16 protein-coding genes and 2 tRNA genes are annotated in these 15,579 nt (G+C 56.7%); 9 read left to right on the top strand and 9 right to left on the bottom strand.

Translation table 11 applies throughout. From position 1 onward, the window contains the following. Positions 1 to 49: 49 nt before the first annotated feature. Positions 50 to 943, top strand: a complete 894-nt coding sequence (locus tag FZF01_RS05960) for an ATP-binding protein (protein WP_223825415.1) — start codon at positions 50 to 52, stop codon at positions 941 to 943. Here the strand turns inward: FZF01_RS05960 and FZF01_RS05955 are convergent. Then, positions 940 to 1,596 (bottom strand): glutathione S-transferase family protein, encoded by a 657-nt coding sequence (locus tag FZF01_RS05955; protein ID WP_150277232.1) that lies wholly within the window; start codon positions 1,594 to 1,596, stop codon positions 940 to 942. The two genes, FZF01_RS05960 and FZF01_RS05955, sit on opposite strands and share 4 nt — an antisense overlap. Before the next feature lie 82 nt (positions 1,597 to 1,678). After that, positions 1,679 to 2,449, bottom strand: a complete 771-nt coding sequence (locus FZF01_RS05950; RefSeq protein ID WP_150277231.1) for a hypothetical protein — start codon at positions 2,447 to 2,449, stop codon at positions 1,679 to 1,681. Between the two features lie 385 nt (positions 2,450 to 2,834). Here FZF01_RS05950 and FZF01_RS05945 point away from each other — a divergent pair. Together FZF01_RS05945 and FZF01_RS05940 are read left to right on the top strand one after the other, a co-directional pair. Continuing rightward, positions 2,835 to 2,910, top strand: a tRNA-Glu gene (locus tag FZF01_RS05945). A 15-nt stretch (positions 2,911 to 2,925) separates the two neighbouring features. Then, positions 2,926 to 3,001: transfer RNA gene (locus FZF01_RS05940), tRNA-Gly, on the top strand. A gap of 147 nt (positions 3,002 to 3,148) precedes the next feature. Here the strand turns inward: FZF01_RS05940 and FZF01_RS05935 are convergent. Continuing rightward, positions 3,149 to 3,550, bottom strand: coding sequence for a PA2817 family protein (locus FZF01_RS05935; RefSeq protein ID WP_150277230.1), 402 nt, complete (start codon positions 3,548 to 3,550; stop codon positions 3,149 to 3,151). Positions 3,551 to 3,658: 108 nt separating this feature from the next. Further along, entirely contained in the window at positions 3,659 to 6,124 is a 2,466-nt protein-coding gene (locus FZF01_RS05930; protein WP_150277485.1) for an acyl-CoA dehydrogenase, read from the bottom strand. Positions 6,125 to 6,366: 242 nt separating this feature from the next. Here FZF01_RS05930 and FZF01_RS05925 point away from each other — a divergent pair, with 242 nt between their 5' ends. From FZF01_RS05925 to queF, 3 genes are all read left to right on the top strand, one after another. Continuing rightward, positions 6,367 to 7,308: an ABC transporter ATP-binding protein gene (locus tag FZF01_RS05925; RefSeq protein WP_150277229.1), complete on the top strand. Its 942-nt coding sequence runs from the start codon at positions 6,367 to 6,369 to the stop codon at positions 7,306 to 7,308. Continuing rightward, entirely contained in the window at positions 7,305 to 8,081 is a 777-nt protein-coding gene (locus FZF01_RS05920; protein WP_150277228.1) for an ABC transporter permease, read from the top strand. The genes FZF01_RS05925 and FZF01_RS05920 overlap by 4 nt, the downstream gene beginning before the upstream one ends. A gap of 75 nt (positions 8,082 to 8,156) precedes the next feature. Continuing rightward, entirely contained in the window at positions 8,157 to 8,993 is an 837-nt protein-coding gene (queF, locus tag FZF01_RS05915) for an NADPH-dependent 7-cyano-7-deazaguanine reductase QueF (RefSeq protein ID WP_150277227.1), read from the top strand. A 16-nt stretch (positions 8,994 to 9,009) separates the two neighbouring features. On the opposite strand, the gene FZF01_RS05910 is transcribed toward queF, so the two are convergent. Next, positions 9,010 to 9,285 (bottom strand): DUF4404 family protein, encoded by a 276-nt coding sequence (locus FZF01_RS05910; RefSeq protein ID WP_150277226.1) that lies wholly within the window; start codon positions 9,283 to 9,285, stop codon positions 9,010 to 9,012. A 280-nt stretch (positions 9,286 to 9,565) separates the two neighbouring features. Here FZF01_RS05910 and FZF01_RS05905 point away from each other — a divergent pair, with 280 nt between their 5' ends. Then, complete coding sequence (locus FZF01_RS05905) at positions 9,566 to 10,222, top strand: MlaA family lipoprotein (protein ID WP_150277484.1); 657 nt, start codon at positions 9,566 to 9,568, stop codon at positions 10,220 to 10,222. Between the two features lie 12 nt (positions 10,223 to 10,234). Here the strand turns inward: FZF01_RS05905 and FZF01_RS05900 are convergent, their stop codons facing one another. Beyond that, entirely contained in the window at positions 10,235 to 10,540 is a 306-nt protein-coding gene (locus FZF01_RS05900; protein WP_150277225.1) for a PilZ domain-containing protein, read from the bottom strand. Positions 10,541 to 10,786: 246 nt separating this feature from the next. Here FZF01_RS05900 and FZF01_RS05895 point away from each other — a divergent pair, with 246 nt between their 5' ends. Next, entirely contained in the window at positions 10,787 to 11,974 is a 1,188-nt protein-coding gene (locus tag FZF01_RS05895; protein ID WP_150277224.1) for a PP2C family protein-serine/threonine phosphatase, read from the top strand. 2 nt (positions 11,975 to 11,976) lie between these two features. After that, positions 11,977 to 12,459: an anti-sigma factor antagonist RssC gene (gene rssC / locus FZF01_RS05890; protein WP_150277483.1), complete on the top strand. Its 483-nt coding sequence runs from the start codon at positions 11,977 to 11,979 to the stop codon at positions 12,457 to 12,459. A gap of 21 nt (positions 12,460 to 12,480) precedes the next feature. Here the strand turns inward: rssC and tal are convergent, their stop codons facing one another. The 3 genes from tal to FZF01_RS05875 all read right to left on the bottom strand — a co-directional run bounded on the left by tal (position 12,481) and on the right by FZF01_RS05875 (position 15,578). Then, positions 12,481 to 13,428, bottom strand: a complete 948-nt coding sequence (gene tal / locus FZF01_RS05885; protein WP_150277223.1) for a transaldolase — start codon at positions 13,426 to 13,428, stop codon at positions 12,481 to 12,483. 38 nt (positions 13,429 to 13,466) lie between these two features. After that, positions 13,467 to 14,507 (bottom strand): tRNA dihydrouridine(20/20a) synthase DusA, encoded by a 1,041-nt coding sequence (gene dusA, locus FZF01_RS05880; RefSeq protein WP_150277222.1) that lies wholly within the window; start codon positions 14,505 to 14,507, stop codon positions 13,467 to 13,469. Positions 14,508 to 14,603: 96 nt separating this feature from the next. Further along, the gene (locus FZF01_RS05875; RefSeq protein ID WP_150277221.1) at positions 14,604 to 15,578 is read right to left on the bottom strand and encodes a serine/threonine-protein kinase; all 975 of its coding nucleotides are present in this window, start codon (positions 15,576 to 15,578) and stop codon (positions 14,604 to 14,606) included. Between the last annotated feature and the right edge of the window lies 1 nt (position 15,579).

The following is a 15,579-nucleotide window of genomic DNA, read 5'->3' as shown; positions in this document are numbered from 1 at the left end:
TGGAGAGTCCGCTCCATGCGTGGCATTCTTCGGTTATTTGGAGACCAGTATGTCAGAAATTACTCCGCAGCAATTCATGCAGCGCATTCTGGGTCTGGTCGATCGGCTGGAAGCGAGTGTCAATGATGTTCATCAGTCTGTCGACTGGGACACGGTGACCGCTGCGCGCTGGGTGTCGCAAGGTGACGCAGGCTGGCTGCGGCCGCTGGCTGTCAGTCAGGACATGCGCCTTGACGACCTGCTGGGGGTGGAACGCCAGAAGGCTTTGCTGGAGGCCAATACCAGACAGTTCGTGCGTGGTGTTCCTGCCAATAACGCGCTGCTCTGGGGCGCCCGCGGAACTGGAAAGTCGTCACTGATCCGTGCGCTCCTGGCCGAGTACGCGGACAAGGGCTTGCGTCTCATCGAAATTGACAAGACTGATCTACTTCACCTGCCCGCCCTGGTGCGCGAGATCGAGGGCAGGCCCTGGCGGTTTCTGCTGTTCTGCGACGACCTGGCATTCGAGGCGGATGACAGTGCCTACAAGTCCCTGAAAACGGTGCTTGATGGAACGGTTGAGGCTGCACCTGACAATCTGCTGCTGTACGCCACATCGAACCGGCGCCATCTGCTACCCGAGCAGCGCAGCGACAATCTCGGTGCGAGCATGGTGGACGGAGAGCTGCATCCGGGTGAGGCGATCGAGGAGAAGATTGCGTTGTCTGACCGGTTCGGTCTCTGGGTGTCTTTCTACCCGTTTACCCAGGAACATTACCTGCTGGTAGTGCAGCATTGGTTAGACCAGCTCGCCAAGGAGCATCATCTTGAATGGGAATGGTCCGAGTCTTTGCAGAAGCAGGCCTTGCGGTGGGCGTTATCGCGTGGGAATCGCAATGGCCGCTGCGCCTACCAATTTGCCCGTTCCTGGGTAGGTAGTCAGTTGCTGGAGCAACAGCTCTAGCGGTTGCCCAGTTTGGCAATCAACTGATGCTCGGCCGGCAGCAGGCTGCTCAGGCTCGAGCGTGCGGTCATTCTTGCCAGCAGGGAAGAGAGACAAGGCCAGCGATCCTCATCAATCAACTCTCCAACGTGGGCCATGTTGATCAATTGAGAGGTGACTGCGATATCAGCGATGCTCATGCGATCGCCAAGAAAGAACGCCTTGCCGTTCAATTCCCTGGTGAGGTAGTCAAGCAGCGGTGGCAGGTGATCACTCAGAGCTGTGGCTACGGCCTGCTCATTTGTCCGGTTGCCCTTGAGTGGTTCGAGGAACCGCTCTGCAAATACCGTGAAGGTGGCGTGGGCGGCCAGTTCGTAATCGGCGTATTTTTCCAGCCAGCGGACCCGCGCGGCTTCGGCAGCTGTCTCTCCATATAAGGAGGGTCCGCCATAGGCCTCCTCCAGGTATTGCGCGATCACTGCAGAGTCCGCCAGTTTCAGATCGCCGTCCTGGATAGCCGGAATGCGCCCGAGAGGGCTGATGTCAAAGTACCAGTCGGGCTGTCTCATGGGTGCAACGATTACATGATCATGGGCAATCGCCTGTTCAGCGAGTTGAATGCGGATCTTGCGAACAAATGGCGAGAGTATTGCGCCGTACAGGGTCAGGGCCATGCGGGGAGGCTTCCGTTGAGGTTATAGGCAGAGCACAGCTGGACTGTATTAGCAGCCCCAGGCTATTTTGGAATCGGTAGGCTCAGTCGTCGTAGACGGCTTTCTTTTTCCATTCTTCGTCGTTCTTCTCAAGTTCCTGTAGACCGGCACTCAGTTCGCTGGATTCGGTTCCCGTTGCCTGTTCACTACGGGCAGTGGTATCGGAGGCCTGTTTGAGTAGCTCCTTGAAACGCAATACCTGAGCGGCCAGGGCTGGATCATTTTGCTGATGCAGGTAGGCTATAGCGCGCTCGTATTGCAATTTGGCTACGCGAGGCTTGCCCTGGCGCATGCCCTGTCTGGCCAGCACTTCGAATACTTCGAGGGAGGTGCTCAGCAGGTGCTTACGAACCTGGGCAGACCATTGCTGCAGCGTGAGTTGATCAATCATGCTGTCCTTCTGGGCCTGCTTGAGCAGACTGAGCAGGTTTTCAAGCATTAACCGCGCTTCCTTGGCCTGAATCTCACTCTCCATTTTAAGTGGCGGGTTGTCCACGCTCACCTCTGGCTTTTTCAGTTCCTGGCGCGCACTCTCGAGCATCTGTCTGGCCCGCTCATCCTTGCGGTCAAGGCGGGTTAGCTTTTCCAGCAGGCTGATTTCGATGCCGGTGAGCAGGACCTTGAGTTCCGGGCTCATGTATTGGCCGGGAAGATGTGCGTTTATGTTGCGACAGACTTTGAGGCGGGAGGCCAGTTCGGCAATGCTACGGGCACGCTCGATACGTGCGCGCTCAAGGCCGTGGCTGATAAAACCAATGCTCAACAGAATCAGCACGCCGCCTGCAACGAGCAAACCTATAACTAACGGAGACATGATCAATCTCTCTTCTTGGAAACTGGCACCGGGCATGATGCCGGCGGTGCCCCGGTGTAAACCCATGCCTGGGGTTGCCGGTTGGTTGTGCAGCAGGTCCCTGTGCTGCGTGCAAATCAGTCGATATACATTAGTATCAGTCAACATTAACCCAATAGTGGCACGGCGTCATCCAACTGGCGTCAAGTTGCAACAAGAAATGTCTATCCGTGATGGTTGGCAGTTGCAGAGCAGGTTTGCACAGGGGTTGGGAAATAAACCGGAAAAAGATGGACTTAGGGGTTGACGACAATTCAGTGCATGCCTAAAATGCGCGCCACTTGCAGCGAACAATGTTCAGCAAGAAAGTCGGGGTTAACGCCCTGATGATGAAAGACCGGGTAATGTCCCCTTCGTCTAGTGGCCTAGGACACCGCCCTTTCACGGCGGTAACAGGGGTTCGAGTCCCCTAGGGGACGCCATTCGGCGTCAGATTTGCGGGAATAGCTCAGTTGGTAGAGCACGACCTTGCCAAGGTCGGGGTCGCGAGTTCGAGTCTCGTTTCCCGCTCCATATGTAACAAATAAACCGCCCGAAAGGCGGTTTTTTTGTGCCTGTTATTCGGCCCGTGAGGGCGTGGCTCCACCTCGATCAAAGGGTTCAGCAAATCAAACCCGTCGAGATGGAGTTCGACATTCCCGGGAAACCGGCAATCCGAATTTAGGGGCTCTGAATCAGTTGCCTTGCCTGCTCCCAGTTGAATTCTTCACCGCGCTCTTCCGCTGCGGCACGGTGTTCGTCAATCAACTGGTATTGGGCTATTTCTTCGTCGGGCATGAAATGCAGACAGTCGCCCCCGAAATACCAAAGCAGGTCACGGGGTATAAGGTGTGCGATCTGAGGGTAGCGGCTGATGATCTGGCAGAGGATTTCCTGTCCGCTATACATCGCGTCGTGATCCCCGGCCTCGAGTTGGCCGATCATCTCGTCAAAGCGCTCCAGAAATAGAATATTACTCTCTTCGGGCACCTGCTCCATGAGCACGGATTGGGCGCGCAGGGTGTCGAACAGGCTCTTGAGCAAGGCCATGTGATAGCGGTGATAGGGTAGATCGGGATTCATAGTGGGACTCCTGAGGCTATGCCGCGGAGTCTAACAAAAAGCGCCAGTGCTGGCTTGCACTGGCGCTGGCAAAAGGACCCACCGGCGCTGATGGCCGGTGAGTATTGCTTACGCCGGTTTGGCGCTAGTAGCTTTGCGTTTCCTGGGTTTGGGAGTCATCTCTTCCTTGGTGAAGTCATCCACGGCAATAACCGCATCGCGGGCCACCCTGGCATCGCGGATCACCTTGGCGTCGTCGGCAGTGATTACACCTGCTTCCACCGCGGCATCCACTTCATCGGCTCCTGGAGCAATCTCCAGTTCCTTCTTGTGGATCGCCTTGCCAATACGCGCTTCCAGCGGATCGGCAGCGATGACCTTGTACAGGGTGTCGTTGACCAGGCCCGTGACATCGTCAGGGTCCTGGCTCTGATAGCAGCCATCGAGGAGACGATCCCTGGCCGCGCCGGGCGTCATCAGCCTTTTGGCCACTTCGGCGGTAACGCTGTCTGCAGGTGGCGACATGTGCCGTCCAAGCGGGAACACCAGTACCCTCAGCAGGACGCCCATGCGGGTATCCGGGAAGTTATGAATAATCTCGTGCATGGCCTGTTCTGTCTTGGCCAGCAGATCTTCCACGCCCCATTGTACAAACGGCAGGTCTTCCTCAGGGCAACCCTGATCCTGGTACTGCTTGAGCGTGGCGCTGGCCATATACAGATTGCTCAGGACATCGCCCAGGCGAGCCGAGATGCGCTCACGGCGTTTGAGCTCGCCGCCCAGAATCATCATGGTGACATCAGTGAGGGTCGCGAACGAGGCCGCCAGGCGCGACAGCTGCTGGTAATAACGGCGGGTATGCTTGTTACCTGGCGTTTTGACGAAGCGGGCGCCGGTAAGGGCCAGCAGGAAGCTCCCAGAGGCATTGCCCACGGCGAACCCGATGTGCTCGAACAACAGGTTGTCAAAGCGCTTGAGTGCGCGGCTCTCATCCTCATCCTGGGTGGCCTGCATTTCCTTGAGCACAAACGGATGGCAGCGTATGGCGCCCTGGCCGAAGATCATCATGTTGCGCGTGAGGATGTTCGCGCCTTCCACGGTTATCGAGATCGGCACGGCCTGATACGCACGCCCCAGGTAGTTCTTGGGCCCCATGCAGATACCCTTGCCGCCGTGGATGTCCATGGCATCGTTGATGCACTGACGCATCCGCTCGGTCAGATGATACTTGACCACAGCTGACAGCACCGATGGCTTCTCGCCCAGGTCTACTGCGCCGGCGGTCATGGTACGTGCGGCATTCATCACGTAGGTATTGCCGCCGATGCGTCCGAGTGCTTCCTGAATGCCCTCGAATTCACCGATCGGCATGCCGAACTGGCGACGGATGCGCGCGTAGGCTCCGGTCGTCATGCTCGCCATCTTGGCTCCGCCGGTGCTGCCGGCCGGCAGGGAGATGGAGCGTCCTACGGACAGGCAGTTCATCAACATGATCCAGCCCTTGCCGATCATCTCCTCGCCGCCGATCAGATAGCTGAGCGGGATGAAGACGTCCTTGCCCGAGTTGGGTCCGTTCATGAAGGCGGCGTTCAGCGGGAAATGGCGGTTGCCAATTTCCACGCCGGGTGTTTCGGTGGGGATCAATGCGAGGCTGACCCCACGTTCTTCCTCGTCACCCAGCAGCTTTTCGGGATCGTAAACCTTGAACGCCAGGCCCAGAATCGTCGCCACCGGACCCAGGGTGATGTAACGCTTGTCCCAGGTAACACTGAGACCGATAACCTCTTTGCCTTCCCACTGGCCTTTGCATACTACTGCGCGGTCAGGCATGGCGCCTGCATCCGAGCCGGCGTCGGCAGAGGTCAATGCAAAGCAGGGAATGTCTGTCCCGTCAGACAGTCGGGGCAGATAGTGATTCTTCTGCTCCTCGGTGCCGAACTGCATCAGCAGTTCCGCTGGCCCCAGTGAATTGGGCACCATCACGGTGGAGCCCAGGTCGCCACTGCGGCTGGCCAGTTTCATGGCAATCTGCGAGTGTGCATAGGCGGAGAAGCCCTTGCCGCCATACTCCTTGGGAATGATCAGGCCGAAAAAACCGTTGCTGCGAATGTACTGCCAGACTGGCTCGGGGAGGTCCTGCAATTCAGTGGTGACTTCCCACTCATCTGTCATGCGGCAAACTTCTTCTACCGGGCCATCAAGAAACGCCTTTTCTTCCTCGGTCAGCACCGGCTTGGGGAAGCTGTGCAGCTTGTTCCAATCAGGGCGGCCGGTGAAAAGCTCACCATCCCACCATACCGTGCCGGCCTCGAGGGCTTCCTGCTCGGTATCTGAAATCGGTGGCAGCACCTTCTTGAACCATTTGAACAGCGGCTTGCTTATTGCCGAGCGCCGCCAGTCTGGCATGTTGAGGGGGATTGCGATGCCCAGGAACAGTGCCCATAGCACCAGGTAGACCAGCCAGTGCGCGGAGGAAAATACCGTCATCGCCAGCAAGTAGACGCCAACAGCGATACAGCTGTTGAGCAGGCCGGCGCGCATGTAAGCCAGCACGGCTATGCCCAGCACCAGGCCGACGAGCCATAGCAGGATCATCATTCAACACTCCTTGATTACGTAAATTCAGATTCCAGCATAGACGCTAGAGCCCATCAAGGGTAATCGGCTGATGTAACTGAATGAGCGCAGGAGGTAAGAGCGGTGCTTGAAGAGGGCGGAAGGGACCCGCGGTTTCGGGGGTTTCCCGCCTGTCGGGGCGTACCTGTGTACAGGGCTCTTGATTTTGCGGGGCTGCGACCCCATATAGGCTCATTCCAATGCCTAGACGGGAAGTATGCATGACGTCAGCAATCAGTATTCGAGGCCTGCACAAAACCTACGGTAACGACTTTCAGGCGCTCAAGGGAGTTGATCTGGAGGTACAGCAGGGTGATTTTTTTGCTTTGCTGGGGCCCAATGGGGCCGGCAAGTCGACCACCATCGGTATTCTTTCTTCACTGGTCAACAAGTCTTCGGGCCAAGTGAGCGTATTCGGGCATGACCTGGATACCGATCTGATGAATGCCAAGCGTTGCATTGGCGTTGTGCCGCAGGAATTCAATTTCAGTCAGTTTGAAAAGACCATGGATATTCTGGTCAATCAGGCGGGTTATTACGGTATACCCTTGCGCGAAGCCAGGGAGCGAGCCGAACGGTATCTCAAACGCCTGGGTCTATGGGACAAGCGCGACGAGCCTTCGCGGATGCTGTCTGGCGGCATGAAGCGCCGATTGATGATCGCGCGCGCGTTGATCCATGAGCCAAAACTCCTGATTCTTGATGAGCCCACAGCGGGTGTGGATATCGAGATCCGTCGGTCGATGTGGCAATTTCTTCAGGAAATAAACGGTCGTGGCATCACCATCGTGCTTACCACCCATTATCTGGAGGAAGCTGAGCAGCTGTGCAAGAACATCGCGATCATTGATCAGGGTCAGATCATTCATAACACCAGCATGCGCGAACTCTTGCTCGAGCTGCATACCGAAACCTTTCTGCTCGACTGTCAGACAATCATGGACGAGCCTCCTGAGCTGAAAGGTTATCCCTGCAGTCTGCTGGATGAGCATACGCTGGCGGTTCAGGTTGAAAAGAGTCAGGGGCTCAACGCTCTTTTTGCCCAGCTGAACGAGATGGGTTTGCACGTACTCAGCATGCGCAACCGCAGTAATCGGCTGGAAGAACTGTTTCTGGCTCTGGTTGATGAAAATACCGAAAAAGCAAAAGGGGCCGCCCGATGAATCACTGGCGCACAACCTGGGTGGCTTTCAAGACCATCCTGTTCAAGGAAATACGCCGATTTACCCGGATCTGGCCACAGACCCTGCTGCCCCCGGGCATTACCATGGCCCTGTACTTTGTCATTTTCGGCAATCTGATCGGCAGCCGTATCGGCACCATGGACGGGTACGCCTATATCGATTACATCGTGCCCGGTCTGATCATGATGTCAGTGATTACCAATAGCTACTCCAACGTGGTGTCGAGCTTCTTCAGCACCAAGTTCCAGCGCTCGATCGAGGAGTTGATGGTTGCTCCGGTCTCGCCACATACCATCCTGCTGGGGTATGTGTTCGGCGGTGTTGCACGCGGGCTGGCGGTGGGTCTGATCGTGACTATCATGTCCCTGTTTTTCACCCGCCTGCAGGTTCAGCATCTGGGGCTGACAGTAGCTGTGGTCTTTCTTACCTCTCTGGTTTTTGCACTTGGCGGTTTCATTAACGCCGTATTCGCCAAGACCTTCGATGACATTTCGATCATTCCGACCTTTGTACTGACGCCGCTGACCTATCTGGGCGGTGTTTTCTACAGCATCAGCATGCTGCCGGAGTTCTGGCAGAAGGTGTCGATGGTCAATCCGATTCTGCACATGGTCAATGCCTTCCGCTACGGTATTCTGGGTGTTTCGGATATCCCCATAGGTGTGGCTCTGACCCTGATGGGTGTGTTCATCGTCCTGCTCTATTCGATCAGCTACTGGCTGCTGTCACGTGGTATTGGTATGCGTCAATAGCCACAGGCACTGACAGTAGTGGCCTGCAGGGAAGGCGCGGAGTATGATTTGCGCCTGTCTGCAAGGAGATTCATCATGAACCAGCACCCCGCTGAGCAGTCGCCTCTGGGCAAGAGTAGTGCCTATGTAAGCGTTTACACGCCATCTTTGCTGTTTCCCATTGCGCGCGAACCGAAATGGCAGGAGTTGGGGCTGGAGGCTGATAATCTGCCGTTCCATGGCGCGGATATCTGGAACTGCTATGAGTTATCTTGGTTAACCCCCTCGGGCAAGCCGGCAGTTGCCGCCGCTGAATTCATTTTTCCTCTCAAGGCCCGACGTATTGTCGAGTCGAAGTCGTTCAAGCTGTATCTCAACTCCTTCAACCAGACCGTCTTTCGGGACCGTGCGGAGGTATTACGCACCTTGGAGTCCGATCTGAGCGTGGCGGCGCAGGGGCCTGTAATGGTGCGCATGTTTACCATGGGGCAGTTACACGCGACGGGCATGGCACATTTGCCCGGGGAGTGCATTGATGATGCCGACGTGCGGATCGACTGCTACGAGTACGATGCGTCATTGCTGGCATTGGCTGATGCTGGCGGTTACGCCCGTGAAATGCTGCACAGCCATCTGCTCAAGTCCAACTGCCCGGTAACCGGCCAGCCGGACTGGGCCAGTGTCGCCATTACCTATGCGGGTAAACGGTTGGATCACGCTTCGCTGCTGCGTTATCTGGTGTCTTTCCGCCAGCACGCGGATTTTCATGAACAGTGCGTGGAGCGTATTTTTACCGATCTGTTGCCGTTGCTGGGTGAGGGGGCCGAGCTGTCGGTCTATGCGCGCTATGTGCGTCGCGGAGGGTTGGATATCAACCCATACAGGTCAACGGCGGCGAGCTTCCCCGAAAATCTGAGGTTGGCCCGCCAGTAAAGAGTCTTGTTGTGCTTCAGATACCCATGTCCGACAGTGCCTGCACAACTCGCTGAAGCGTTCCTGCCACGGTCGGATGGCGGGCGTAGAAATGCTCGATTGACAGATTTACGCTGTCAACCAGATTGGCATCCTCGGGGTTGGACTCGCCCTGGGTAGCCAGAAGCCGCGCTTCGATTCGGTCATGCAATTGCTGTAACGATTGACGCTCTTGCGGGGAGAGCGGTTGATCGGTCTCCGCCAGCAGGCGCTGCAGATCTTCCAGCTGATTCTTCAGTTGTTGCGCGGGCATTGTCTGCTCCTGTTTTGATTGATGGTCTGAAGTCACTATAGCTGCCTGTGTCGTTGGCGTCTTGTTGCTTGGTGCTCTCGCGGGGAAATGAAGTTACAGGTTAAACCGGTGATAGGACGATGACTTTTGCATTACACTGACCCTCTGCGAGCGCTAGAGGTATAGGTGGGAAGCGTGCGCGCCGAATCCAGAATCAGGGAGAGTCCCAATGAAGGTGTTGCCATTTACAGTATCTATTGTGTTTGCCGGATTGGTATCCGTTGCCGGCGCAGGTGGGGTCATGGCTCAGGAAGACTATGACGACTACGCAGCGGAGTCTGTTGAGCCGGATCCATGGGAGCCAGTCAATCGAGCTATCTTCAGCTTCAATGATACCGTTGATCGTTTTACTCTCAAGCCCGTAGCGAAAGTCTATGACCGTGTTGTGCCCGAGCCTGTAAGCAACAGCATCAGTAACGTGTTCAGTAACCTGGGTGAGCCCCGTAATTTGGTAAACGACACCCTGCAGGGCAAGTTTCATGCTGCAGGTATCGACACAGCACGCTTCCTGCTCAACTCGACTGTAGGTGTTCTGGGTGTTTTCGATGTGGCCACGAAGATGGGCCTGCAACGCAATGACGAAGATTTTGGTCAGACTCTGGGAGCCTGGGGTGTGCCTAGCGGTCCATACATCGTATTGCCACTGCTCGGACCAAGCACTGTGCGCGATGGTGGCTCGAGGATTCCGGAAAGCTTTGCCAGATATACCTATGTCGAACAGGTCGATCACGTACCAACCCGGAATACCGCTATAGGTACCGCTCTGGTCGATACACGGGCCAGCCTGCTGTCACGTGAGAAGTTGATCAGGGGCGATCGTTACCGTTTCGTTCGCAATGCCTTTCTGCAGAATCGCGAATTCCAGGTCAAGGACGGCGAAGTCGAAGATCCGTTCTAAGCCCCTGATTGCTCATTTAAGGCTGTTGAAATAGACACCTACAATGAACTGTCCACTATCTATCGGTTCGCACCGCATCACCTGACCTTCTGCTTCCAGCCCCTGGAGGCCGGGGGTCGGGGAGGGGATGGACAGGCTCAGATGAGTGTTCTCCGGCAAGGGGCGATCAAGTACGATCTGCACACCCTGACTTGAAAGATCCTGACAATCTGCCTGAATTACCTCGCCACCCTCCTGCAGCGTCAGGGTTGCCCGTGCTTCAACTTTCATGCGGATGAAATCGCGTTTTTCTCTGTATTGCTGGTCATGGAACGACATGCGATAACTCCCTTGCTGGCTATGCTGTAGCGAATCCTGAGAGCGTGCTTACCGGTTTCGCCTGTCCACCCTATCCTAGTTCTACGCTCTGTTGCGCACAAGCGTTCTGGCACCATGCCATGACGGTTGCCTGGGCAGGCGGATGGGAGTACTGTTTGGCCCTTGAAAACGTCAGGTTATCTGGCTTCGACACACACCCTGTGGCCCGCAGCCCGCTGAGCTGTCGCGCATTGACGTAGGGACTCTATGCAGCTTACTGGCACGACCTTGCTGGTTATCGATGATGACAGCGCTTTCCGGCAGAATATCGCCACTCGATTGCAGAACTGCGGCTTTGAAGTATTGCAGGCCGCGAGCGCGGCCGACGGCTTGCAGCAGTTCTCCGCCCAACGGCCCGAGCTGGTTCTGTGCAATCTGCATCTGGCCGAACCCGAGGGTTTTGCATCCGTGCTGCAGGCCGTTTCGGCAGCCGCGGATGCATCGCTGGTCGTGATTGCTCCCTCTACTCAGATGCCCCAGGCAGTCGAGGCGTTGCGTGCCGGCGCCCAGGACTACCTGATCAAGCCGATGCTCGATATCGCAATGGTCGAACTCGTGGTCAAGCGGACATTGGATCAGAGTCGCCTGCGTATTGAAAATCGCCGTATTCGCGAGCGGCTCGAGGCGGCCAACAGCGAGCTTGAGAATCGTCTGCAGGAGCTCAAGGATGATCAGGCCGCCGGGCATCAGGTGCAGCTGAACATGTTGCCCCAATCACCCTGGGTCAGCGGGGAGTACACCTTCGAGCGGCGAATCATACCGTCCTTGTATCTTTCTGGAGATTTTGTCGACTATTTCCGGATATCCGACACGCAGCTCGCATTTTATCTGGCTGATGTTTCGGGCCACGGGGCGTCCTCCGCGTTCGCTACCGTCCTGCTCAAGTTCATGACAACCCGGCTGCTTTATGAACAGCGACGCCAGGGTGACAGCAGCCCCATCGCGTTCTTGCCGTCTGATGTGCTTGGGCACATCAATCGTGGCCTGATCAGCTGCAAACTTGGCAAACACGTGACCATGCTTGGCGGAGTAATTGACGAAACCGATAACACCCTGACCTATAGCATCGGCGGGCATCTGCCATTACCGCTGCTCTATGCCAACGGTCAGGCCACCTACCTGCAGGGTAAAGGTAAGCCGGTGGGCTTGTTCGTCGACGCGCAGTATGAAAACCACAAGATTGATCTACCAACTGCCTTCAGTCTGGTTTTATGCTCTGACGGCGTGCTCGATTGCGTGGAAGGGACTACCCTGAGAAACAAGGAAGCACATCTGCCAGCGATGGTAGAAAAGTGCGAAGGCAACATGCAGGCGCTGCTGGGTAGTTTCGGCTTGCAGCCGGGCAAGGTAATGCCGGATGACATTTCACTCATGGTACTGAGCAGGAACCGCTAATGATGACTACTGGCAAGATCCAGTTTGCAGAGTCCGAAGGCACGTTCGTTCTCAAGTTCATCGGTGATGTGCGGTTGACCCTGTGCGCCGCATTGGATGCTTATATCGAAAAGATATTCAGTGTTCTGACGTTTAACGCCATCATCATTGATCTGACCGAAACCGACGGCATAGACAGTACCTCCCTGGGCCTACTGGCCAAGCTATCGATCCTGTCTCGAGAGAAGGTCGGGTTTCTGCCTACCCTGGTGTCTACCCAGGATGACATGAACCGGCTTTTGCAAAGCATGGGATTCGATCAGGTATTCAATATCGTGTCCGAAATAACTCCCACCGAGACCGAGCTGGCCGATCTGCCGGGTCAGGAGCTTTCGGAGGACCTGGTAAAGGATAAAGTGCTTGAGGCCCATCGCATTCTGATGGACCTCAACGACCATAACCGCGAAGCTTTCCGCGACCTGGTCAGCGCGCTGGAATCCAACTGATATGGTGCTGGATTTTTCTGCCTAGGCCTGCACCATACGCAGACGCAACAATTGCTCGAGCTTGACCTGATCTGCCGCAAAAGCCCTGATGCCTTCGGCCAGTTTTTCCGTGGCCATGGCATCTTCGTTGTGTGCCCAGCGGAAGGTGCTTTCAGTCAACGCGTTGAGTGGGTCCTGAGACGGCTGTGTGAGGATTGGCGAGGGTTGCAATTCACCCTCATCCTCCGCCAATTGCTGCAGCAGGGCGGGGCTGATAGTCAAGCGGTCGCAGCCGGCCAAGGCTTCAATCTGCCCGCTGTTGCGGAAGCTGGCGCCCATGACAACGGTGACGAACTGGTGCTGCTTGTAATAGCGGTAAATACGCGCTACTGATTGCACGCCAGGATCTTCCATCCCCTGGAAATCGCGACCTTCACTCTTTTTATACCAGTCGTAGATGCGCCCGACAAAGGGCGAAATCAGATAGACGCCGGCATCTGCGCAAGCCTGTGCTTGAGCAAATGAGAAGAGCAACGTGAGATTGCACTGGATGCCTTCCTTTTCCAGTTCGGCAGCAGCCTGAATGCCCTCCCAGGTAGAAGCGATCTTGATCAGTACGCGGTCACGGGTGATGCCTGCTTCTTCGTAGCGCTCTATCAGACGGCGCGCCTTGTCCAGAGTGGCGGCGCGGTCAAAGGACAGACGGGCATCGACTTCGGTCGACACTCTACCTGGAACCAGCTTGGTGATTTCCGCGCCCAGGGCAACAGCAAAGGCGTCGCAGGCATCGGCGACCGGGTCAAAACTGCCGGCCGAAGCCTTGAGTGCCTGATCAAGCATGGCACTGTAGGTCTCCTGCTGGGCCGCTTTGAGCATAAGTGAGGGGTTGGTGGTGGCGTCCACCGGTTGTAACTTGCGGATGGCTTCTATGTCGCCGGTGTCGGCAACGATCTGCGTATGTTTTCGCAGGCTTTCGAGTTTGCTTGGCATTGTGGACAGACCCTCTGGATATATCCTCTGACCTTAACTCAAGCCTGCTGGCGCGGGCAATCCCGAGGCTCCAGCCGTTGCGTCATGTCGGCCAGCAACTCATCGTAAAGCGCCAATGGATCATCTGTCTGGTGCAGGGCGCTGCTCAATTGACGACGGAAATGTCGTGCCCCTGGAAGGCCCTGGAAAAGGCCCAGAATGTGACGGGTTACGTGGTTCATTACCCCGCCCTGTTCCAAGTGAGCGACTATATAGGGACGCAGTAACTGCAGTACCTCGATACGGCTTGGGCGAGCGTTGGCGTCGCGGTAAAAACGTCGATCTACGTCAGCCATAAGATAGGGATTGTGATAGGCCTCACGGCCCACCATCACGCCATCAAGCGCGGTCATATGCTGCTGCATCACGTCCAGATCGGTCAGTCCACCGTTGAGGATAATCTCCAGATGCGGGAACTCAGCCTTGAGCTGGTGCACTACTTCATAACGCAGCGGCGGTATGTCTCTGTTTTCCTTGGGGGAAAGCCCTTCGAGAATCGCAATACGGGCATGCACGATAAAAGTATCGCAACCAGCCTCATGGACCTGGCCGACAAAATCGCGCAGCTGTTCGTAACTGTCGTGGCCATTGATACCGATCCGGTGTTTGACCGTGACCGGAATGCTGCAGGCGTCGTACATGGCCTTCACACCTTCGGCCACCAGACCGGGATGGGCCATCAGACAGGCGCCGATCATATTGTTTTGCACCCGATCGCTGGGGCAGCCCACATTCAGGTTTACCTCGGCAAAACCGGCCTCTTCGGCCAGGGCTGCGCAGGTCGCCAGCTCAGCCGGGTTGCTTCCGCCCAACTGCAAGGCTAGCGGCTGCTCCGCGGTGTTGAAGCCGAGAAAGCGTGAACGATCGCCGTGGATGACGGCACCGGTGGTGACCATCTCGGTGTAGAGCAACGCGTGCTGGCTTATCAACCGGGCAAAGAACCGGTAGTGCCTGTCCGTCCAATCCATCATCGGCGCCACGCAGAAGCGCCTGGACGGGCCGGGGCGACGGAGAACAGGTGTGGAGGGGACAGTGGTCATGACGGCAATCGGGTTGTGACGTGGCCGGGTATTGTGCCTGAATCGGCTATTGAATCAACACCAGCCATCGCCACTGTGGCGCACAAGTCCAATCATTCATCCTGGCCTGCGGCTGCAGATTCGCCGGAGCAAACTCGGTCGGGGCGCAGTAAAAGCATCAAGCAACCTCTGCGCATCTATCTCCCGGTTTTCCTTGTCGAAGGCCAGGGCGGTGCGCAGGGCTGGCCAGCAGTGGGCGGGCAGCTTTGCCGGTTTTTGCAGGGTTTTGTCCTGCTCCATGGCTTTCGCCTGCTTGGCGGTCAGGCGGCTGTAGGGGTGTATGCCACTGGACAGCTCATAAAGAATGCACGCCATGCCGTAGATATCCGAAACCGTGGTCAGTGGCTCACCATTAAGCAATTCCAGGGCTGCATAGCGTGGCGTCCAGGCAGCAATACGCTTGCGGCTCAGGCGGGGCAGGCTATTGAGCAGCCCCTTGAGTGGCTGGCCCAAACCGAAATCAAATAGCCTCAACCCATCGCGCGCGAGCATGACGTTGCTGGGCTTGAGGTCACCGTGCAGGACGCCCATCTCGTGTGCACAGGTCAGTGCTTCAAGTAACGGCAGGGCAACACTGCGAAATTCGAGCCAGGGCAACCCGTCAGGGTGCTGCTCCAGCAACTGGTCCAGCGTAGGCCCCTTCAATTCTTCCATGGTGAAGAAGGCGCGCTGGCTGGCGGGATCGATATCAAAGGCATGCAGGCGAATCACATTGCCATGGCGCAGCCGGCTGGTCAGTGCAAACTCGGTATAGAGCAGGGCGCTGGCGTCGGGATACTCGGCAAACTCTTCATTCAGTGTCTTGATGGCGATATAGGGGTCGGGATCGCCATACTGTTCGCGTAGCAGATCCCGCGCGCGGTAGACCGCGCCCATGCCGCCCACGCCGAGCAGACGCTCAATCTTGTAACGCTTGCAGAGCAGCTCCGGCAGTTCGCAGACCCGGTGGGTTTTCTCGTTCGCCACCCGATGCTGCGGACTGTCGGCCAATCGAGTCAGGACAGAAGACGGTTGCTGGGCAGATTCGATCATG

The sequence above is a fragment of the Halopseudomonas salina genome, from assembly GCF_008641105.1.
Note: the sequence above shows the minus strand (reverse complement) of the source record. Positions and strands in the feature narration are given on the sequence as shown.

Coding starts and splice junctions, on each gene's coding strand:
- FZF01_RS05960 (WP_223825415.1), top strand. CDS start 50: ATGTCAGAAATTACTCCGCAGCAATTCATGCAGCGCATTCTGGGTCTG.
- FZF01_RS05955 (WP_150277232.1), bottom strand. CDS start 1,596: ATGGCCCTGACCCTGTACGGCGCAATACTCTCGCCATTTGTTCGCAAG.
- FZF01_RS05950 (WP_150277231.1), bottom strand. CDS start 2,449: ATGTCTCCGTTAGTTATAGGTTTGCTCGTTGCAGGCGGCGTGCTGATT.
- FZF01_RS05935 (WP_150277230.1), bottom strand. CDS start 3,550: ATGAATCCCGATCTACCCTATCACCGCTATCACATGGCCTTGCTCAAG.
- FZF01_RS05930 (WP_150277485.1), bottom strand. CDS start 6,124: ATGATCCTGCTATGGCTCGTCGGCCTGGTGCTGGGCATAGCCGTGCTG.
- FZF01_RS05925 (WP_150277229.1), top strand. CDS start 6,367: ATGACGTCAGCAATCAGTATTCGAGGCCTGCACAAAACCTACGGTAAC.
- FZF01_RS05920 (WP_150277228.1), top strand. CDS start 7,305: ATGAATCACTGGCGCACAACCTGGGTGGCTTTCAAGACCATCCTGTTC.
- queF (WP_150277227.1), top strand. CDS start 8,157: ATGAACCAGCACCCCGCTGAGCAGTCGCCTCTGGGCAAGAGTAGTGCC.
- FZF01_RS05910 (WP_150277226.1), bottom strand. CDS start 9,285: ATGCCCGCGCAACAACTGAAGAATCAGCTGGAAGATCTGCAGCGCCTG.
- FZF01_RS05905 (WP_150277484.1), top strand. CDS start 9,566: ATGGCTCAGGAAGACTATGACGACTACGCAGCGGAGTCTGTTGAGCCG.
- FZF01_RS05900 (WP_150277225.1), bottom strand. CDS start 10,540: ATGTCGTTCCATGACCAGCAATACAGAGAAAAACGCGATTTCATCCGC.
- FZF01_RS05895 (WP_150277224.1), top strand. CDS start 10,787: ATGCAGCTTACTGGCACGACCTTGCTGGTTATCGATGATGACAGCGCT.
- rssC (WP_150277483.1), top strand. CDS start 11,977: ATGACTACTGGCAAGATCCAGTTTGCAGAGTCCGAAGGCACGTTCGTT.
- tal (WP_150277223.1), bottom strand. CDS start 13,428: ATGCCAAGCAAACTCGAAAGCCTGCGAAAACATACGCAGATCGTTGCC.
- dusA (WP_150277222.1), bottom strand. CDS start 14,507: ATGACCACTGTCCCCTCCACACCTGTTCTCCGTCGCCCCGGCCCGTCC.
- FZF01_RS05875 (WP_150277221.1), bottom strand. CDS start 15,578: ATGATCGAATCTGCCCAGCAACCGTCTTCTGTCCTGACTCGATTGGCC.